Origin of the sequence: Peribacillus huizhouensis (assembly GCF_014138605.1) — a bacterium.
Classification (GTDB): domain Bacteria; phylum Bacillota; class Bacilli; order Bacillales; family DSM-1321; genus Peribacillus; species Peribacillus huizhouensis.
Genome location: NZ_JACJHX010000002.1, coordinates 68,294 through 89,260 on the forward strand (window position 1 = coordinate 68,294; position 20,967 = coordinate 89,260).

General features: G+C 39.1%; 22 protein-coding genes. 1 reads left to right on the plus strand and 21 read right to left on the minus strand.

Going from position 1 to position 20,967, the window contains the following annotated elements:
* Positions 1–3: 3 nt before the first annotated feature.
* The 20 genes from HNP81_RS03595 to rpsU form a co-directional block, all read right to left on the minus strand.
* Entirely contained in the window at positions 4–480 is a 477-nt protein-coding gene (locus HNP81_RS03595) for a YaiI/YqxD family protein (RefSeq protein ID WP_182501589.1), read from the minus strand.
* 379 nt (positions 481–859) lie between these two features.
* Positions 860–1,666, minus strand: a complete 807-nt coding sequence (locus HNP81_RS03600; RefSeq protein WP_028391836.1) for a pyruvate, water dikinase regulatory protein — start codon at positions 1,664–1,666, stop codon at positions 860–862.
* 24 nt (positions 1,667–1,690) lie between these two features.
* Complete coding sequence (gene ccpN / locus HNP81_RS03605) at positions 1,691–2,329, minus strand: transcriptional regulator CcpN (protein WP_312859642.1); 639 nt, start codon at positions 2,327–2,329, stop codon at positions 1,691–1,693.
* Between the two features lie 317 nt (positions 2,330–2,646).
* Entirely contained in the window at positions 2,647–4,716 is a 2,070-nt protein-coding gene (gene glyS / locus HNP81_RS03610) for a glycine--tRNA ligase subunit beta (protein WP_182501591.1), read from the minus strand.
* Positions 4,717–4,719: 3 nt separating this feature from the next.
* Positions 4,720–5,601, minus strand: a complete 882-nt coding sequence (gene glyQ, locus HNP81_RS03615; RefSeq protein ID WP_028391839.1) for a glycine--tRNA ligase subunit alpha — start codon at positions 5,599–5,601, stop codon at positions 4,720–4,722.
* Between the two features lie 577 nt (positions 5,602–6,178).
* On the minus strand, positions 6,179–6,931 hold the full coding sequence (recO, locus tag HNP81_RS03620) for a DNA repair protein RecO (protein ID WP_028391840.1): 753 nt from the start codon (positions 6,929–6,931) through the stop codon (positions 6,179–6,181).
* Positions 6,932–7,244: 313 nt separating this feature from the next.
* The gene (locus HNP81_RS03625) at positions 7,245–7,385 is read right to left on the minus strand and encodes a YqzL family protein (RefSeq protein WP_084552340.1); all 141 of its coding nucleotides are present in this window, start codon (positions 7,383–7,385) and stop codon (positions 7,245–7,247) included.
* 98 nt (positions 7,386–7,483) lie between these two features.
* Positions 7,484–8,413, minus strand: a complete 930-nt coding sequence (era, locus tag HNP81_RS03630; RefSeq protein ID WP_182501592.1) for a GTPase Era — start codon at positions 8,411–8,413, stop codon at positions 7,484–7,486.
* Positions 8,406–8,804 carry a cytidine deaminase gene (locus HNP81_RS03635; protein ID WP_028391842.1) on the minus strand — a complete coding sequence of 133 codons (399 nt, stop codon included), beginning with the start codon at positions 8,802–8,804 and terminating at the stop codon, positions 8,406–8,408. Before HNP81_RS03635 ends, era begins: the two co-directional genes overlap by 8 nt.
* A 59-nt stretch (positions 8,805–8,863) precedes the next feature.
* Positions 8,864–9,238, minus strand: a complete 375-nt coding sequence (locus tag HNP81_RS03640) for a diacylglycerol kinase family protein (RefSeq protein WP_051404947.1) — start codon at positions 9,236–9,238, stop codon at positions 8,864–8,866.
* Complete coding sequence (gene ybeY, locus HNP81_RS03645; protein ID WP_028391844.1) at positions 9,219–9,692, minus strand: rRNA maturation RNase YbeY; 474 nt, start codon at positions 9,690–9,692, stop codon at positions 9,219–9,221. Before ybeY ends, HNP81_RS03640 begins: the two co-directional genes overlap by 20 nt.
* A complete protein-coding gene (locus tag HNP81_RS03650) occupies positions 9,689–11,848 on the minus strand; it encodes an HD family phosphohydrolase (RefSeq protein ID WP_028391845.1) in 2,160 nt (719 codons plus the stop codon). The genes ybeY and HNP81_RS03650 overlap by 4 nt, the downstream gene beginning before the upstream one ends.
* Before the next feature lie 384 nt (positions 11,849–12,232).
* Entirely contained in the window at positions 12,233–13,195 is a 963-nt protein-coding gene (locus HNP81_RS03655; RefSeq protein ID WP_182501593.1) for a PhoH family protein, read from the minus strand.
* 3 nt (positions 13,196–13,198) lie between these two features.
* Positions 13,199–14,386: a sporulation protein YqfD gene (yqfD, locus tag HNP81_RS03660; RefSeq protein ID WP_028391847.1), complete on the minus strand. Its 1,188-nt coding sequence runs from the start codon at positions 14,384–14,386 to the stop codon at positions 13,199–13,201.
* 16 nt (positions 14,387–14,402) lie between these two features.
* Entirely contained in the window at positions 14,403–14,687 is a 285-nt protein-coding gene (yqfC, locus tag HNP81_RS03665) for a sporulation protein YqfC (RefSeq protein ID WP_028391848.1), read from the minus strand.
* Positions 14,688–14,763: 76 nt separating this feature from the next.
* Entirely contained in the window at positions 14,764–15,276 is a 513-nt protein-coding gene (locus HNP81_RS03670; protein WP_028391849.1) for a YqfB family membrane protein, read from the minus strand.
* Between the two features lie 23 nt (positions 15,277–15,299).
* The gene (gene floA, locus HNP81_RS03675) at positions 15,300–16,298 is read right to left on the minus strand and encodes a flotillin-like protein FloA (protein WP_084552342.1); all 999 of its coding nucleotides are present in this window, start codon (positions 16,296–16,298) and stop codon (positions 15,300–15,302) included.
* Positions 16,299–16,324: 26 nt separating this feature from the next.
* Positions 16,325–17,641, minus strand: a complete 1,317-nt coding sequence (locus HNP81_RS03680; RefSeq protein WP_182501594.1) for an NfeD family protein — start codon at positions 17,639–17,641, stop codon at positions 16,325–16,327.
* A gap of 538 nt (positions 17,642–18,179) precedes the next feature.
* Positions 18,180–18,623: a GatB/YqeY domain-containing protein gene (locus HNP81_RS03685; RefSeq protein WP_182501595.1), complete on the minus strand. Its 444-nt coding sequence runs from the start codon at positions 18,621–18,623 to the stop codon at positions 18,180–18,182.
* A gap of 14 nt (positions 18,624–18,637) precedes the next feature.
* Positions 18,638–18,811: a 30S ribosomal protein S21 gene (gene rpsU / locus HNP81_RS03690; protein WP_028391853.1), complete on the minus strand. Its 174-nt coding sequence runs from the start codon at positions 18,809–18,811 to the stop codon at positions 18,638–18,640.
* Positions 18,812–19,046: 235 nt separating this feature from the next.
* Between rpsU and HNP81_RS03695 the strand changes: the two genes are divergently transcribed.
* Positions 19,047–19,982 carry a Na/Pi symporter gene (locus HNP81_RS03695; RefSeq protein WP_182501596.1) on the plus strand — a complete coding sequence of 312 codons (936 nt, stop codon included), beginning with the start codon at positions 19,047–19,049 and terminating at the stop codon, positions 19,980–19,982.
* A 157-nt stretch (positions 19,983–20,139) separates the two neighbouring features.
* Here HNP81_RS03695 and deoC read toward each other — a convergent pair whose 3' ends face one another.
* Entirely contained in the window at positions 20,140–20,811 is a 672-nt protein-coding gene (deoC, locus tag HNP81_RS03700) for a deoxyribose-phosphate aldolase (RefSeq protein ID WP_182501597.1), read from the minus strand.
* Positions 20,812–20,967: the final 156 nt, after the last annotated feature.

A 20,967-nucleotide genomic window follows, 5' to 3' on the forward strand; every position in this document is an offset into this window, starting at 1 on the left:
TTCTTAATTCGACATGGATCCGTTAATTCCTGCAAGGTTCGACAAAATCCCCATAAGTTTTTCAACGTATGCTTTTCTGTCTTCCTTTGTAAACGATTTAGGTCCTTTTGTATGCTTACCTTGCCTGCGAAGCTTGGCAGATTGATAACGCATATCAAGAAGTGACATAATTTTATCTTCTGTATATTCCTTCCCACGAGGAGATAATACATAAACTCGTTTAGCGAGCAGAGTTCCGGCTAATCCAATATCAGCAGTAATCACAATATCACCTTTTTTTACGGAATTTGCAATTTGAAGATCTGCTGCTTCTTTGTCTGCATCTACATAGATCCATTCGCCTTCAGGATCATTCATCATATTTTTATATGAAGCGACAAAAACAACTGATACATTGAAAGTTTTAGCACAATGCAATGTTTCAGTTTTTACGGGACATGCGTCAGCATCTACATAAATGATTGGTTTTTCTTTCACCATAGTATTAATTCTACATCTTTCTGCATAATCCTTTTTTTCTCCTTCGATTCTTTGCTGAAAAAGCACATCTGTCGAATTTTATCATGATGAAATCCTTGACATTCTAATATTTATAGTTTATTCCGTATTAATTAACTCTAAACCTAAAAATTCGTTTTTCTCACAATTTTTTATTATAGTACAATTGTTAAAAAGATGCTACCATTTCACCTTAAAATGCTTGGAATCACACAATTGAAATCTTTTTCGAATGGTTAAAATCCGATGTAGGAATAATCGGTGTTAAAATCCACTTTGTATTCATTACTTTTTTTGCAAAAAAATTCGCAAACCATAAAAAGGAGCCGCCATTTGACATAGCGGCAAACATATATTTCACTTATTTGCGATTATTTATTATATTAATGATCGTGTTAGCTGTTTCTTCCACCGCTTTATCTGTCACATCAATGATTGGACATTTCAATTTAGAAACGATGCTATCAAAATTCTTAAGCTCTTCTTTAATCCGTTCTATATTGGCATAAATTGCATGATCACCTAACCCTAACGATTTTAAACGTTCTTTACGAATGGTGTTCAGCTTTTCAGGACTGATTTTTAGACCGAAACATCGTTCTGGTGGAACGAGATACAATTCTTCCGGTGGATCAACTTCCGGAACAATTGGCACATTTGCAACTTTAAATCGCTTAAGCGCTAAATATTGTGATAATGGTGTTTTCGATGTTCTTGAGACACCAACAAGGACAATATCAGCTCGAAGAATGCCACGTGGATCACGTCCATCATCATATTTTACCGCAAATTCAATCGCTTCTACTTTTTTGAAGTAGTTGTCATCAAGTCTGCGTACAATCCCCGGCTCATTGAGGGGCGATGTTTCTGCTCTTTGCTGAAGCATGTCCATAAGTGGTCCAATGATATCATATGCTAATACGCTTTCCATTTCAGCCTGTTCTTTCATATATGCCCGAATATCTGGTTTTATGAGTGTATACGCAATAATTGCTTGATTTAATTTAGCAAGGGCAATCACTTCATCCACACCTTGTTCATCTTCAATATACGGAATTCGCTTTATTGAGAAATGATTAGCGGAAAACTGACTGGCTGCTGCTTTGGTGACAAGCTCTGCCGTTTCACCAATTGAATCGGAAACTACAAAAATTATCGAACCTTTCATTTCTAATTATTCCCCCTAAAGTCTCTAATAGCTTTCTTCAGCTAACGAAACGAATGCCTTAGCTATATTCGTTTTCGAGATTCTCCCTACCACTTCTACTCCACTTTCCACTTCTTTTACGACTGGGAGCGCATCAATCTGCTTTTCAATCAATTTCTTAGCAACATCGATCATTAAATCTTCCTTTGTACACATCGTTATGTTCGGCATTCTTGTCATAATAATATTGACAGGTATCGTTGATAATTCTTGCTTTCCGATGCTCGCCCTTAACAAATCTTTACGCGAAAGAACGCCGACAAGTAAAGCATGCTTATCGACAACGAATACCGTACCAACATCTTCAAGAAACATGGTTACAATCGCATCATAGACCGATATGCTTTCATCAATAACGACTGGAATCGATTGATATTCTTTCACATAAATATTATTTAAACTATCCGTTAGGAGCTGTGTGCTAGATTTACCTGTATAAAAATAACCGACCCTTGGCCTTGCATCGAGAAATCCAGCCATTGTTAATATGGCTAAATCTGGCCTTAATGTAGCTCGCGTCAAATTGAGCCTTTCTGCAATATGTTCCCCAGTAATCGGCCCATTTTCTTTTACAATTTCAACAATCAATTCTTGACGTTTATTTAATTCGATTTTAATCACCACCCTACTGTTTAGCAGAGAAACGTATTAGGCTATACTATTAGTCTTTATTATAACCTATTTAGATGAAAAGAGCACAGAAAACACTATGTAATAAGGGTTAAACATCAAGTCAAGTTTACCAAGCTAGATCAGTTCCGTTTCTTTTCCAGTAAAGTGATACTTCAATCAGTAAGGGTACTGCGGGATATAAAGATCCAAAATGCCCTTATATCCAAATTAAACCTGTTCCAAAAACAAAGGGTCAGACCCCGCAACAACTACATACTGATTTAGCGTGCGAGGTAAGACCCTTATAAGACATCCTCATTTTTTCGTTTTTATAAGGATAAAATTTTATTCATGCTCGCAAAACTTTCTGCTAGCTCACTAATTCCCTTCATGAGCGACAAGCGATTTTCGCGAATAGAATCTTGCTCTGCCATGACCATTGTATGTTCAAAGTATTGATCAATTTCCGGCTGAAGAGACACGAGTAATTGAAAGCGAGTTTCCTCATCAACTGTTTCACCGTATTTAGTAGCAACCGTTTGGTATTTTTCAAATAATGCTGCTTCTTCATTGTTTTCAAATAGCGATGGATCGATCGTTTGTTTCTGTTCACATTTACTTGCGATATTCATTACCCGGCTTATCGCTTCGATATTCTTTTTAAATTCCGAACTGTCTTTTTCTTTTTCTAGCACAAAAGCACGGTTTATTAGAGCTGATACGTTGCCAATCTCGTTTGTCAAAAGTGCATCAATCAAATCATAACGAATGCCTTTTTCAGTTAATAAATGCTTCACACGTGCTTTAAAGAATTGCAACAGATCCGCTAAAATTTCAGCGCTGTCTCGTTTAACAAGTCCGTTTGCTTCCATTTCATCTAAAGCGTATGTGAGTATTTTCTCTAGTGACACCGACCACTTTTTCTCTAATAAAATTTGAACAACACCGCTAGCTTGCCTGCGTAAAGCATATGGATCTTGGGAGCCCGTTGGAATGACGCCAATCGCAAAGAACGAAACGATTGTATCAATCTTTTCAGCGACACTTAATACTGCTCCAATTGACGATGGAGGAACGCTGTCCTCTGCATGTCTAGGCATATAATGCTCATTAATTGCAGCCGCTACTTCTTTTGGTTCTCCTTTTAATAATGCATATTTCTCGCCCATATAGCCTTGTAATTCAGGAAATTCGTAAACCATGTTACTCACTAAATCAAATTTGGCAATTTCCGCTGCACGTAATGCAAGTTCTTTCTGATCGAAAAGTTCTACCTGATCGACAAGTATTCCTGTGAGCTTCTGAACACGAGCAGTTTTTTCAGCCAATGTGCCAATTTCTTCATGGTATACTATTGATTTCAATTTTTCTAAAGCAGTTGCAATCTCTTTTTTCTTATCTTCGCGATAGAAGAAATCTGCATCAGATAAACGTGCACGCAAGACTTTTTCATTCCCCTTTGAAACATTGTCAAGATGGTCTGCGTTTCCATTACGAACGGTCACGAAATGGGGCAGCAATTTGCCGTCTTTACTTTTAACAGGGAAATAGCGTTGATGTTCTTTCATCGAAGTAATCAACACTTCTTGTGGAAGCTCCAAGAATTCTTCTTCAAAATTCCCGAATAAAGCAGTAGGATACTCCACTAAGTTATTAACCTCTTCAAGTAGGTCTGCGTCAACAGGGATTTGCCAACCGTTCTCTTCTTCAAGCTTTTGAATTTGATCGAGAATCAACTGCTTCCGTTTTTTCGGTTCAGCAATGACAAATTGTTGTTCTAGTACTTTTTCATATTGATCAGGTGTGATGACTTCTACAGTTTCTCCAAGAAAACGATGTCCTTTTGTCACGCGGCCTGTTTCTACTCCCGCAATATCAAATGGGATTACTTCACCACCGAACAGTGCTACCAGCCATTTAATCGGACGAACAAAGCGAAGTTCTTGATCTGCCCAACGCATATTTTTAGGAAATGAAAGACTGGTGATGATCTCCTTCAATTCTGTTAATAATTGAAGAGTCGGTTGTCCTTTAATAAACTTATTAACATGAACATACTCCACACCATTAATCTCTTTAAAATAAATATCATCGACCGACATTCCTTGACCTTTTGTAAATCCAATTGCTGCCTTTGACCAATTTCCTTCTGCATCTTGGGCAATTTTCTTAGCAGGACCTTTTGCTTCTTCCTCAATATCGGCTTGAGCCGTTGCCACATCTTGGATGTAAAAGGCTAAACGACGAGGTGTTGAGAATATAGAGACCTCTCCAAAAGGAATCGCTTTTTTTGTTAACCATTTTTGCACTTTATCAGACAATTGTTCCATCGACGTTGTAACAAATCTTGCAGGCATTTCTTCTAATCCAATTTCCACTAATAAATCTTGCTTACTCATGGCTTAGTTCTCTCCTTTCTGCTTTAAAATTGGGAAACCTAATTTTTCACGTTCATCATAGAAGGTTTTCGCGACTTTACGAGCTAAATTTCGACAGCGTGCAATATAACCCGTTCTTTCTGTAACAGAAATAGCTCCTTTGGCATCGAGCAAATTAAACACATGAGAACATTTCAATACATAATCATAAGCCGGGTGTACAAGTCCTGCTTCCATTTGCGCGTGTGCTTCTTTTTCATACATCGTAAATAATTGGAAAAGCATTTCAAGATTAGACGTTTCAAATGTATATTTGGAATGTTCATATTCCGGCTGACCGTATATATCACGAACGGTAAAGCCGTTTGTCCATTCAAGATCAAAGACATTTTCTTTTTCTTGAATATAAGATGCCAATCGTTCAATTCCATATGTGATTTCGACAGAAACCGGTTTGCATTCTAATCCACCGACTTGCTGGAAATAAGTAAATTGAGTGATTTCCATGCCATCCAACCAAACTTCCCAGCCTAATCCGGCACAGCCGAGTGATGGATTTTCCCAGTTATCTTCTACAAATCGAATATCATGCTGAAGTGGATCAATTCCAAGTGCTTTTAGGGAATCTAAATACAACTCTTGAATATTATCTGGTGATGGTTTCATGATCACTTGAAATTGGTGATGCTGATAAAGACGGTTAGGATTCTCACCATAGCGTCCATCTGCAGGACGTCTTGATGGCTCCACGTAAGCCACATTCCACGGCTCAGGCCCGATTGCCCGCAGGAATGTGTATGGGCTCATCGTCCCCGCCCCTTTCTCGACATCGTATGCTTGCATTAAAATACAGCCTTGCTCTGACCAATGCTTTTGCAGCGTTAAAATCATATTTTGGATATTCATACTGCTCCTCCATTTACATATTATTTTTTAACAAAACTCTTATGGTGTTAAATCTAAAAACCGTTTACTTTGAAGGATCCATCTTGTAGCACGCTAACTCGCCTAATCAAAAAGGTGGCGGTGCGGAGCTGGATTTTGGACTACTTTCTTAATAAAGGAAGTGTATCTACATTAGTAGACTGGCTGTTTCAGAAGTCGCGAAGCCTAAGTCCACATGTCCTTCATACATAAATACAAAAAACTCCCGTCTCTATGCCTATAGCATAGGGACGAGAGTTTACCCGCGGTTCCACCCTAATTGCCGTGTACATACACGACCTCTTTTATCTGCAAATGCAGCTAATATGCTCAGAAACGCCTTCCTTGAAAGTCCATAGCCTGGCTCACACCGTCCCAGGTTCGCTTTTTTTAGGTTGTTCAAAAGTCTGATAAAAAAGCTTGTGAATTTCTCAGCTCTCTTTATCCTCCTATTTGAACTCACACTTATATGGAGAAAATCAAGTACTCCTTTTCTTCAACGCATTAAATTCGATTATGTTTTGAATTTTAACGAAGAGTTGCTCGGTTGTCAATATTTCTAAAATAGTTCTTTCATCGAATCCATCTGTTTTAAAAACTTCTTCGACTTTAAATGCAAGCCAGAATATTCATCATAATATGCATCTATGATCGTCTGCAATTCTTTCTTCGTCTCTTGCTTAACAGATATATTCCCAAGTCGTGATAAATCGAAAAAATAAAATAAGCGCAGCAATTTAACAGTTGCAGCCGAAATTTTCATATGAAACGGATCTTTTCCGACACAGCGGTGACAAAGAAATCCCCCTTCTCGTATCGAAAAAGAGAATTCACCTTCACTATTGCCGCAACTGGCACATTGATTGAGTGTAGGACTAAGTCCATTCACTTGCAACATCTTCATTTCGAAAATGAATTTGAGAATTTCAGCATCATAGCCTTCATTTATGTAGTGTAGCGATTGATAGAGCAGTTCAAATAGAAACGGATTAGCCTTACGATCATCCACGCTTCGATCCAATAATTCTACCATATAAGATGCATAAGCTGTTGCGAAGATATCCTCTCTTATTTGCCGCATCGAATCGATTGTCTCACCTTGCTGAAGGCTCCCAAGACCACTCGAAGGAGTAAACACAAAATACCCGTAATAAAAAAGCTGGGTGGCGGCAGCGAGTCTGTTATTAGGCTTTTTGGCTCCTCTTGCCATTACGCCTATCTTACCGAATTCCCGCGTGTATAGGGTAATAATTTTATTATTCTCGCCATAATCTGTCCGCCGTATAACAATGCCTTCACATTTTTGTATCAAGCAATGCTCACCACCTTTCATACAAACCTGTATGGCGTTATACGCCACCATTTACCATGAAGAATCAATCTATACCTAATCACTTCAGTGACGGTGCGGAGCCTTTCTGGATGCTTTCTTGATAAAATAAGTATACCCTCTAGGTAGGTTGGCTATATTAATAAATCTCGAAGCCCTGACAGAGAGCGTTGTCGTACCGCAATTTATCCGTAATGCTTTTTACATTACCAAAAAAGCGCAAAGAACGCCTGACTCCCACGAGCCATGGCGCCTTTAGCTATTGAACATGTATATTTTGAATGCAAGACAAACATCAGGTAACAGGAAAATCAATTTCAGCTATCTCTTCGTCATCCTCGGCTCGACTGCGTTTTTCCACCTCTAATTCTTTAAAAAGAAGATAGGTATCAATATTACCGGTTTGACTAAACATTCCCCAGGTAAATTCTAACATCGTAAAGCCCACCTTTCGTGAGTAGCATGATTCTTTTTTTCTGACCTATTTATATCTTGACCCTTTAATCCATTTTCATAAGACGTAAATATTGTTAATTAATATTCATCTTCGTTAAATCCATAATCACGTAGTTGGGACATTTTATTGCGCCAATCTTTTTGAACTTTCACCCATAGTTCTAAGAACACTTTGGAACCTAACAGATTTTCAATATCAACACGCGCACGACTGCCTACTTCTTTCAGCATTTTCCCTTGCTTGCCAATGACGATCCCTTTTTGTGAGTCTCGTTCAACAACAATCGTTGCCATAACATTAATCGTTTCACTATTATCCATCTTTTTGATTGAATCAATTACAACGGCAACAGAATGCGGAATTTCTTCTCGTGTTAAGTGAAGTACTTTTTCACGAATTAATTCAGAAATGATAAAGCGCTCAGGATGATCCGTCACTTGATCTGCTGGATAAAATTGCGGACCTTCTGGCAAATGTTTCTTAATCTGTCCAAGTAATGTTTCGACGTTATTTCCTTCTAAGGCAGAAATCGGCACAACGCCTGTGAATGGGTATAGCGCTTGATATTTTTCAATCAGTGGCAACAGCTCATCCGGATGCAGTTGATCGATTTTATTTACAACTAGAAATACCGGCGTTTTAACATTTTTTAATTTCTCAATAATAAATTCATCGCCGCGGCCATATCCTTCAACAGCATTAATCATGAAAAGGATTAAGTCCACTTCCTTCAGCGTGTTCGTTGCAACCTTCATCATAAAGTCGCCTAACTTATGCTTCGGTTTATGAATACCAGGTGTATCGATGAAAATCATTTGTGAATCATTTTGCGTTAAAACACCTTGAACTTTATTTCTAGTCGTTTGCGGCTTATCGCTCATAATGGCAATCTTTTGTCCGATTACTCGGTTTAGGAACGTACTCTTCCCTACATTCGGTCTGCCGATGATTGAAATAAAGCCTGATTTATACCCTTTTTCTTGCGTATCTTCAAATAATTTATCCATTCAAATCCTCCGGTGTAAATGCTCCTGGCAGCAATTCTTCTACTGTTAGTTCTTGTATATCCCCATTTAGGTTCGTTAAAACCACTTTCATATCTTTTGGACATAATTCAGCAATCACTTGTCTGCATGCCCCACATGGTGGCACAGGTCTTTTAGTGTCTGCCACAACGGCAATCGCAGCGAACTTCGTATCTCCTTCTGAAACGGCTTTAAAAATAGCTGTACGTTCGGCACAGTTGGTCATGGAGTAAGCAGCATTTTCAATATTACAACCATGATACACTTTACCATCCGTAGTCAGCAATGCCGCACCTACATTAAATTTGGAATACGGTGTGTACGCTTTTTCCCTTGCTAATTTCGCTTCAGTGATTAGTTGAGAAGTTTTCATTTATAGTCTTCCTTTCAAACATGGAGTCATTTATTCGATACATAAAAGTAGCTCGATTTTTAAGCGACTATTTTTGGCAAAAAGATGATGATTCCTATAATGACAGAGAATATAGCATATATCAAAACGGCCCCTGCTGCAAAATCTTTTGCTTCTTTTGCCAATGGATGAATTTGATCTGTAGCCAAATCGATGGCCCTTTCGATGCTTGAATTCACCATTTCTAACGTAATCGTGCCGGAAATCGCGAGCAAGATGAACAGCCATTCGATTCCAGACAAAGAAAAGTAAAAGCCAAAACAGATGACAATAAGAGCAGTAACTACATGAATCTTCATATTACGTTCTGATTTAATCGCTTGAATAATACCGGAAAAAGCGTAACCAAAACTCTTATTCAATGGTGACTTTGGCTTAGTCTCTTTTAAGCCCATACGCTTCTAGAATGTCCGTTTGACGCGAGAACATTTCCTTTTCGTCTTCTTCGTTCATATGGTCATAGCCTAACAAATGCAAAAAACCATGCAACGCAAGAAACCCAAGCTCCCTATCGAAAGAATGACCATACTCCAAAGCTTGTTCTTTTGTTTTTTCAATCGAGATGATGATATCGCCTAGTACTCTTGGTAGATTGTCACCGACGATTTCCACCTCATCTTCCCCCATCTCTTCAAGCGCAAAGGAAATCACATCTGTAGCGTAATCTTTATTACGATATTCAGAATTGATTTCACGAATCCTTTCGTTACTTACAAATGTAACAGATAATTCGCTACCTACTTCAATTCCTTCTTTGCTTGCAGCAAATTGAATCACTTTCCCAACAAGTTCAACTGCCGCTTCGCTCACTTCATTTGTCTCATCCAAAAAATCGATGTCAATTGTCATACATTCACCTTCTGTTCAGTTTTATTCATTTCGGGATATTCTATTCTTGAGTGAAAGATACCGTGTAAAGACTCACAAAGAGCCTCTCTCACTACATTTAATTCGCGCATTGTAATATTACATTCATCAAATTGATTGTCATTCAAACGATCGGTAATGATCGCACGAACGAGCGCTTCTATTTTCTCCTGAGTCGGATGATTCATCGATCTGACTGCAGCTTCTACGCTATCGGCAATGCCGATGATGGCAACCTCTTTAGATTGTGATTTTGGACCTGGATATCGATAGGTTTCCTCAAGTGTTGACTCGTCTTCTTTTAGGGCCTTGTGATAAAAAAATTTCAGCAATGTCGTGCCATGATGTTGTTCTGCTATATCAATAATTTCCTGGGGAAACTTATGCTTCCTAAGCATCGCTGCTCCATCGACAGCATGGGCAATGATGATATTCTTACTCGTCTCAGGCGGCAACCTATCGTGCGGATTCTCACTATTCATTTGATTTTCGATGAAAAAATGCGGCCGTTTCGTTTTCCCAATATCATGATAATAACATCCTACTCTTGCAAGCAACCCATTTGCCCCAATCGCTTCACAAGCCGACTCTGCCAAATTCGCAACCATCACACTATGATGATATGTACCTGGTGCTTCCGTCAATATTTTCCTTATTAGAGGATGATTTGGATTAGCAAGTTCAAGTAATTTAATAGACGATAATATGCCAAAACCAGCTTCAAAAAATGGCAGTAAACCAATTGTTAATACAGCTGATCCTAAAGCAGATACGATGGCAGCTAGCGAATAAATCATAAACTCCATCTTCGTATAGTTGCCATTTGTAATAGACGTAATCGCAAACACGAGCATAATATTAATGACCGACGAAACGAGCCCAGCCTGTAAAATTTTCATTTGGAAGTTTTTTCGAGACATGATAACGATTGCGGCAATGCCACTAAATAATATGTATAACCCAACTGTATAATTCAGATTACCAGGAGTATCTGCATTAAATATAATCGAGCCAAACGCGCCAAGCATAATCATAATCGCTGCGGCAAATCGCTCATTTAGCAAGATTTTCAATAGCATAGCTGCCAGGGCAGCCGGAAAGAAATAGCCGATTTCCCCGTACTTTAGATCACCAAGCAAACTGAATATTTTCATCGTTCCGATACTCAAAATAAACACAAGGGCAAAAATCAACATTTGATTGGTTTTGCTTATCTCAAGATTATTGGAATGATAAAAATAATAATAAAATCCCGCTAGAGAAATGAACACAAGAAGAAATAATCCAGCAAACGGATAAATCGTATTTTCATTATTAAGAAAACCTGCTAGTTCAAGTTGTCGATATACTTCCCGATCTACAAGTTGTCCTTCTTCAACAATGATTTGTCCTTGCAGAATTTTTACAGGTTCAACGGTTTCGACTGCCTTCCGTCGTTGATCCTCCGTTTTATCTCTATCAAAGAAATAGTTCTGGATAATTGCATTTCGTGCTAAAGAAACGGATGCAGACTTTAGCTCTGAACTAATACTAGCATATCTTAGCTCTTCTTCAGCCCTTTTCTTCGCGTTTTCAACATCATTTGCGGCAATTTTTGCACTCATGACATTGTTAACCGCGGTAATTGTCAAGTCCTTCGTAATATTCAACTCATCTTCGTCGGCATTGACAAGCGAACTCAGCACGCTGTCACCAATTTCACGACTCACATCTTCTGTTAGTTTTTCCTTAAGTAAGGCTAATTGGTCCTCTACGGTAACCGGATTCGGTTTTCCAGTTTCACTTTTTCCGATCGGTTCTTCTGCTTCTTTTTTTACTTCTAATGCAGAATCGAAAATAGATGAAATTAAATCTACTTTATTTTGGGCATATTCCTTTTTTAACGTATATACATCTGATACTTGCTTTGTTGCTTCATCTTTTTCTTGTTCAGTTTTATATGTATCTTCAACGGTTTTTGTGGCTCGGATCGTTTGTTCAGATGGCTGAAACAATTGGATATTAATCTTTTCAGGTTTTACATTTGAAAACATAATAAAGCAGCAATACACACCGATTAGTACAAACAACAAAACCCGGACAAATCTATTGCCTAATAGTTCTCTTAATTTACGCACATAGTCTTGAACTCGTTTCAAAAATCGCCCCTCCTATTTTGTTTTTCATCCTAATTATATACACCTAAGAATTGGCAGTTGCTATTATGTAAAATCATAACAGTTTTCATTCTTCATTTCATCCACTTCTCATTGATTACGTCAGAAAATTGATCTTTTTTCCTTTTACCAGTATCGGTTATTGACAAAGAGTTAAACTCCTTTTAAAAATTTAACGCGAATAAATGTACGAGAGTCTTGAGCGATCTTAAGCTAGGTCTTTAGATGATCTGAGACACAAAGAAGAGTCAGACCTCGTATCACCTATACATAGTAAATCGTATAGATTGTACAAGTTCTAACCCTCATGTAATCCTTATTTATCCCGCTAACGGGCAGTAACCCCCACTGATTAAAGTTTCTACTTTACTCTTCAACCGTATCATAGGCGGAGATAATTTTCGCAACTAGTGGATGACGGACTACGTCACTCTGTTCAAGATAGATGAAAGAAAGACCCTTCACATCCTTCAATATCCCTTCTACTGAGATTAAGCCGGACTTCACTCCTTTTGGGAGATCAATCTGTGACCTGTCCCCCGTTATGACCATTTTTGACCCAAAGCCAAGTCTAGTTAAGAACATTTTCATTTGTGCCTGAGTCGTGTTTTGAGCCTCATCAAGAATGACAAATGCATCATCTAGAGTTCTCCCCCTCATATAGGCAAGTGGGGCAATCTCGATTGTACCGCGTTCCATCATTCTTTGCGTCTGTTCCACGCCAAGCATATCATGGAGAGCGTCATACAATGGCCTTAAGTATGGGTCAACCTTTTCCTTCAAGTCGCCGGGAAGAAAACCTAAGCTTTCGCCAGCTTCAACTGCAGGACGAGTTAAAACAATTCGCTTTACCTTCCCGTTTTTCAATGCATTGATGGCCATCACAACAGCTAAGTATGTTTTACCGGTACCCGCAGGACCAATCCCGAAAACAAGATCATGTTTCTTAATCGAATGGATGTAATGACGCTGTCCAAGCGTTTTAACACGGATGGATTTTCCTTTCGCATTTTTGCCAATTTCTTCTTCATATAAATCGGCGAAGTATTCAAGTGTTCCTTTTTTGGCAAGCTCGAGTGCATAGATTACATCTCGTCCACTTATATGAATGCCTTTTCGAATAATAACAAGTAGAGATCGTAAAACGTCTTCACAAAGCACAGCACGGTCAAGTTCGCCTGCAATCGTAATACCTTCACCACGTGTAATCACGGAAACTTGCAGTTCTTCTTCAAGTATCTTAATATGTACATCCCCATTACCAAACAGCGCTTGCGCTTCATGGGGAGATTCAAGCCTTACGTTAATCGCTTTTATATCTTCTGACATTCGTTAGTCTCCTTGAATAATTGGTTTCCCAATCGCAATGTTTTCGATAACTTGATAATGTATTGATAGTTTTACTTTACCATTGTCTATGCCTAGGTGCAAAACTTTTTCGCCAATGATTTCTCCATCTTCTGGGAGTTCTTTTTCTAAGCTTACTTTTGCCATTTTTTTCGCTTCTTTCATAGCTTCACTCTTTGTATATTCCCGAATCAAATCTTCTTTACTTCTTAACGTTTCCGTTTTATAGGATATTGGTAATTTCCATTGTAAAAAAAGGAAAGGCCTTGATGTTGTTTCGGTTTCGTATGCTGGATAATCCGGGTTCTTAAATCCCCAAATAGGGATAGAAAGATCGCCGATAGAAATATAGTGTTTTGTTGATTCATCGCCATTAAAAACAGAAAAATTCGTTTTTAGAGGAACTTCGACTGTTGCCTTATACCAAGTTTCCCCGAAAACTTCTCCAATTGCGGGTACCAATTGTGGCTGATCCTCTTTGCCAATTAGACCTGATACGAGTAACTGCCCTTTTGTAACATAATCATTAATACTAACAATAGGCTTCCCTTTTTCAACGAGCATTTTCTTAATAACGGCTTTTTTCTTCGCAACCAAATGCTGTGGCGAATATGTTTTCACTTCTTCCGGTGTCTCTTTCTCAACGACCCGGAAGTGATAGGTTGTACCTTTTAAATCTACACCTACCCACGTTAACACGTCTATTTTATCTCCTAACCGGCGCTGAATCTCATCCACGTCAAGCAGTAAGAACTGCAGCTTTCCTTTTTTTATCCCCATCTTATCTAATTCTTTACGAATCGCATGCTCTGTATCTGGACTTGCTTCGTGCACTTCTATTCCCCAAACCATATTAGATAATACGAAAATCGTAATCAGAAAAGCCAAAAATCCGATGACGAAGCCGCTATTTTTGATCAGTCTTTTAAGAAAAAAGGGACCTCCGCTTCCTTTTATAAAAGTAACTTTACATTCATTTTTTCGAACGGCTTTCCGCAGATTCGAAATCTCCTTTACATCCATACAAAAGATAAGAATACCAGGAGCAGTTCTCCTGATATCCCATACCGAAACCCCTTGTCTAATCAGTTCATTTATTAACCGCTCCGTTCCTTTCCCACTCGCTTTAACCTCTACAAATCCTGTGTACAAGTTTGTCCATTGATTCTTCATGGTTCTCCTCCCAAGCTTACTCGTTAATATACGAAACCTGATCAATTTTACCTTCTAGCATAATTTCTTCGGGCAAAATCGTTTTGATCACAAATGAACGTCCTTTAACGAGTAGCTGCCCATTTTTTAAAAGAAGCCGGACTTCTGTATCTGTAAAGTTTAGTAAGCCTCTATGATTTTCAATATAAATATGTAATTGACCAATCATCGTAATTCTTGGCAGGTCCATCATGACATCTTGCGGCAGATCCATTGTTTTAACAAGAAGTCTTCTAAATCGCTGCCCCCATTTTTGTGCCATAAAAAAGAACCCCCTTTCATCTCAATGTATGAAATGAATGGGGGTTCTAGCACCATTATTTTACACTCCTATATACTTACTTACGTCGTCCCAAACGACGTCTATTCTTAGCTCTTGGAGGACCAAGCACTTCAGCCATAATAATGCCATCAAGTACCTTCTGCTGACTAATGGTAAAGTTCGTTTGGTAAACTGGGCTGCTATCATCAGAAATCTCTTTCCTCACGGCTAAATCCTCTTTAAGTTGAATTTGTCGCTTTCGCTCAGCTTCCTGTTGTTTAAGCTCTTGCTCTTTTAGCCAGACTTCTGCATTTGGCTTTGTATCAGTTTCAATTTCAAGAGTATCAGGGCGCGATGGCTCCATCGCCTTCTTAGCTTCCTCATAAAATTGGCGAATCGTTTTCGACTGATCATGCTTAGGCAGATTTTGTTCACGCACCGGCTTCTGGTTAATAGGTGTAGTAGGTGTTCCCGTACTCTTAGGGTCACGCTGGGTTGCTTTCTTTTTACTAAACATACTAGAAATTATCCCAAAAATAATGGCGATAACCCAGATGTTCCCAAAGATCCAATCAAAGAGGGATTCCATAGTAAGCCTCCCTTCCCAATGTCTTACTTGTCATTATCCTTAGGTCCTTTAGACATTTTGCCAATGGAACCACGCATACCTGTATCTGCTTCAATATTTTGGATGTTCATGTAATCCATCACACCAAGATTGCCTGACTTCAATGCATCAGCCATTGCCAATGGAACTTCTGCCTCCGCTTCAACAACCTTCGCTCTCATTTCTTGTACGCGAGCAACCATTTCTTGTTCTTCTGCAACAGCCATCGCACGACGTTCTTCTGCTTTTGCTTGTGCGATTTTCTTATCTGCTTCCGCTTGGTCTGTTTGCAAAATCGCTCCAATGTTTTTCCCGATATCCACATCCATAATATCAATCGAGAGAATTTCAAATGCAGTACCAGCATCTAACCCTTTTGATAATACGGTACGGGAGATCAAATCAGGATTTTCAAGTACATCTGTATGGCTTTTGGAGCTACCAATCGTTGCGACAATCCCTTCACCGACACGAGCGATGATCGTTTCTTCACCAGCTCCCCCGACAAGACGTTCAATATTTGCACGCACTGTGATTCTTGCTTTCGCTTTTACTTCGATCCCGTTGATCGCTACACCTGAAATATAAGGAGTTTCAATCACCTTTGGATTAACGCTCATTTGTACTGCTTCTAATACATCACGGCCGGCTAGATCAATCGCCGCGCCTCTTTCAAAAGGAAGAGTAATGTTCGCTCGTTCTGCTGCAATTAACGCATTCACAACACGATCGACGTTCCCTCCTGCTAAGTAGTGACTTTCCAGTTGGTTCGTCTGTACGCTGAGGCCTGCTTTATGTGCTTTAATTAGTGGATTGACCACACGACTTGGAATAACTCGGCGTAACCTCATCCCAATTAATGTAAATATGCTGACTCTTACCCCAGCAGCTAATGCTGAAATCCAAAGTGTAACAGGGACAAATGTAAAAAATACTGACAGTACGATAATAATCGCTATCGCAGCCAAAATAATAAAAATAATATTTGCGTCCAAACTATTCATCCTTTCAAAAATAAAATGACAATCATTTAAATTTCACGAACGACAATTCGTGATCCTTCTGCTTTTACAACTTTAACTTTAGAGTTTTTAGAAATAAAGCTTCCTTCTGAAACAACATCTAAACGTTCACCGTTAATCTCAGCCGTTCCTGAAGGTCTCAAATCAACTAGAGTAATTCCTTCCATTCCAACCAATTCAATCCTGCTCACATTTGATATATAGCCTTGCTCAGAGCTCGTTGAGTCTTTCAACACAATTTTTCTAAAAAATTTCATCTCTTTTCCAAACACCTTTACAAGTAGGATAAACACAAGTATAGATACTGCCAATGCAACTAGTAGAGAAATCCCTAATTGGACCGGACTGTTAGATGCCAAGAACAGACTGACGATGACCGCTGCCATACCAAGTGCACCAACGATCCCACCAGGGATAAACAATTCGAGGATACATAATAAAACTCCTGAGATAAATAAAACTAAAACTTCATAGCCTGCAAGCCCTGCTACGAAATGGCCGTAAAAATAGAGCAATAAGGCAATAAGTCCAGTTGTACCAGGGATACCAAAGCCTGGGGTAAATAACTCCATCACAATCCCAATGCCAGCAATCAATAACAGTACTGGAATAACAAATGGATTAGTCAGAAAGCGGGCAATTTTTTCGGCGATGCTCTCATCAATGGACTGTATGCTAGCATCTTCTACGCCAAGAAACTTATATAACTCACTTTTGGTACTCACTGTTCCTTCACTATAACCCGCTTTTTTTGCTTGCCCAGCTGTGAACGTTAAGAGTTTGCCTTTTCCTGCATCATATTCAGGTAGATTAATATCTACGTCAGCCATCGCTTGTGCATAGATAGGATCACGACCATTTTGTTCAGCTGCTGTTTTCATTGCAGCAACCCAAGCTGATTGAGCCTTGAGACTCGCTGCATTACCTGCTGCATCAATAACAGCTGCTGATCCCATTGTCGCATTAGGCGCCATATAGATTTTATCTGTATTGAGCGAGATATAAGCGCCTGCCGATAGTGCTCGGTTATTCACATAAGCCACTGTCGCAACGGGCGTATTTTGCATACGTTTCCCAATCCTGGTCGCCGAATTAACCGCTCCCCCTGGTGTATCTACTTCGAAAATTACGACTTTAGCTCCGTTTTCCTCAGCAGTTGTCAATGCCCGATCAATAAATGCATACAAACCATCCTCTACCGTATCTTTAATCGGAACGAGATAAACAATCCCATCCTCAGCTTTTACGTTAGTAGGCTGAATGATCAACAAACTTGTTACTACTAAGAATAATAATCCAATTAGTACGGAACGCCATATTCTCAAAGGAGATGCCTCCTTTCTTTAATTTTTTCTTCTCCTCTTTATTACGTATGTATTGCCCAAAGGTTTCAGAATCTTTACAGCTATTTTGAGTATCGCCCATCAAGCTAAAATCAGCAAGGATAATCCCTTATAAAGTGAAACTTCCTTCAGTGGGGGTATTCCCTCATCTCCCACTGATGGTTAGTCCCGTTCTAGTGTCGCTAATTTCTCCGTTCCACTTCGATAAAGCGACGCTACGAACCCGAAATTGAATCACAAACTTAAGTACGCCGCTTCCTGCGACAACGTCTGTGTGACCCACATCCTTTGGTGTGGGCCTCAACTATACCTTTATTTTCACTGTATCTCACCAATCGGGCTTTTACAGGGGTTTGTTCCCCACCTCATCTACTTTGTTCCTCACAAGCTTGAGCTCGGGTCTTATTGCCTGGAATGCAGGACAAACTTATGTAATGCTTATACATTCATGAAGATATTGCATTTCTGTGCGCAAACAAAAAGCCATAGGCGCAATGCCTATGGCTTTGGGTTTTTGAGTTTAAGATAGATGTTGTTGCACTAACTTATTTACAAGAGAACCATCTGCTTTGCCTTTTACTTTCGGCATAAGCGCTCCCATTACTCGGCCCATATCTGTTTTAGATGATGCGTTGACTTCTTCGATTGTATTTTTTACAATCTCTGAAATCTCTTCTTCTGAAAGTTGCTCCGGCATATATGCCTCAACGTAATCTATTTCGGTACGGACTTTATCCACGAGATCGATACGACCTGCATTTTCAAACTCTTGGAGGGAGTCTTTGCGTTGTTTTAATTCGCGAGAGAGCACTGTCAATTCTTCATCATCTGTTAATGCTTCGCGCTTTTTCAACTCTTCGTTTTGAAGAGAAGATTTAAGCATACGAATAACAGATAGTTTGTCCTTTTCTTTGTTCTTCATCGCTTGTTTCATATCATTATTTAAACGCTCGAGAAGACTCATCTTTCCACCCTCTCTTAGAATTTACGTTTTCTTGCAGCTTCAGACTTTTTCTTACGTTTTACACTTGGCTTTTCATAAAATTCACGCTTCCTAGCTTCCTGAAGCGATCCTGCTTTAGATACAGTACGTTTGAAACGACGAAGAGCATCTTCAAGCGATTCGTTTTTACGAACGACGGTTTTAGACATCTCTTTCCCTCCCTCCGAAAACAACACACTAACTCAAGTTGTCAACATGTTATACATGTACTAAACCATTATAATATATGCCACTAATCAGGTCAACTGGTTAATTCAAACTAATTGTCGTTTACTGCGATATATTTTGAATATTTTTATGAAAAAATTATACATTCCATACATATTGTATCAAACAAGCATGTCCTATGGAACTTATCCATACAATTTAGCAGAGGTGAGCTACGTGAAGGATTTAGTCTTATTCGGATTGTTTATTATCATTTTTCTTACTGGTATGTTTGTTTTGCGAATCGGCTTATTTAATTTGTCTGGAGAAAAATTAAAAACCGTGCTTGGAAAAATAACGAATCGGCCTTGGAAAGGATTCTTGGCAGGCATCCTTTCTACAGGAATACTCCAGAGTAGCTCAGCGGTCATGGTCATGACAGTCGGACTGGTTTCTTCAGGAAGCATCGCGTTTCGGCAAACGATCGGCATTATTCTTGGCACGAATATTGGATCCACCTTCACAACAGAGTTCATGACCTTCTCACTTGACTCATATATTATTCCAGGTGTTATTAGTGGGGCATTATTATGGTTACTCCCATCGACACTTGCAAGGAGTTTTGGAACGGCATTAATTGGGATAAGCTCTATCTTTGCAGCTATGAGCGGCTTTAAATTTCTATCATCCTCATTAGCCAATTATCCATTTACCAAGCATTTGCTCGCCGAAATGGACAGTCATCTTTTTATTGCACTCTTAACAGGAATTATCATGACAGCCATCATTCACTCAAGCTCAGCGACCATCGGCATTACGATGAGTTTTTTGGCAGGGGGGGATATGGCTTTAGCAAGCGCAATCGCGATTATGCTTGGTTCAAATGTTGGAACGTGCATAACCGGTTGGATGGCAAGCATCGGCTCTGGTAAGGATGCATCCCTTACCGCGTACGCACATATTTGGTTGAATTTACTAGGGGTTTTGCTATTTATACCACTAATCCATTATTTAGGAACATTCGCACAAGCGTTAACTTCTTCAAAGGACATGCAGCTTGCTCATGCAAGCGTTTTGTTTAATGTCTTCACATCACTCGCCGTGTTGCCTTTCTCAAAGCAATTTGCGAGCTTTGTTTTAAAAATTCATACGAAAAAAACGCAAAAATTCTGAGATTCGACGTATAAATTTTCAATTAGTCGCATAGCCCGGAACTAGACGAATCTTTATACCAAGCTTTTGCCCAAAACGAAAGGGTCTGGCTCCACATCTATATACAATATAGTGTGTGAAGTCAGACCCTTTGCTATGAATACTAAGTTATTTCGACTTAATAATCAGAATCAGCCGTTAAACCATTCACAATCGCAATCCCTGCACTTGCACCAATTCTAGTTGCTCCTGCTTCGATTACTTTTACTGCATCTTCCGTATTACGAACACCGCCTGACGCTTTAACACCGATCGTTGGACCCACTGTTTTTCTCATAAGTGCAATATCCTCAGGAGTCGCTCCGCCTGTTGAGAAGCCAGTTGACGTTTTCACGTAATCAGCCCCCGCTTTTACAGCAAGTTCACATGCACGGATTTTTTCTTCTTCTGTCAATAAAGACGTTTCAATAATGACTTTGGATAATGCTTTTCCTTTTGAACTTTCGACAACCGCACGAATATCTCGTTCTACTAATTCATCATCTTTATCTTTTAAGGCGCCGATATTAATCACCATATCTACTTCGTTTGCACCATTTTCAATGGCATTCTTCGTTTCAAATGCTTTCGTTTCAGGAGTATTTGCTCCTAAAGGGAAGCCGATTACTGTACAAACGACTACATCAGAACCTGCAAGCAATTCACTCGCATATGCAACCCAAGTAGGGTTAACGCACACTGATGCGAAGTGGTGCTCTCTTGCTTCCTCACATAATTGTTTAACTTGTGCCTTCGTTGCATCTGCTTTTAATAACGTATGATCAATTAATTTTGCGATATTTTGTGTCATATATAAAATCTCCCTTCAAAACTAAGACGATTAGTTGTACGTACCTCTTTATCATATCATGTTTAATTGAATATGACGAGAAATAAGAAATAAACTTACATGTTTGAACTCATAGTTATTATTGTGTGCAAGTATCTGGATATTTATAAAAATAAA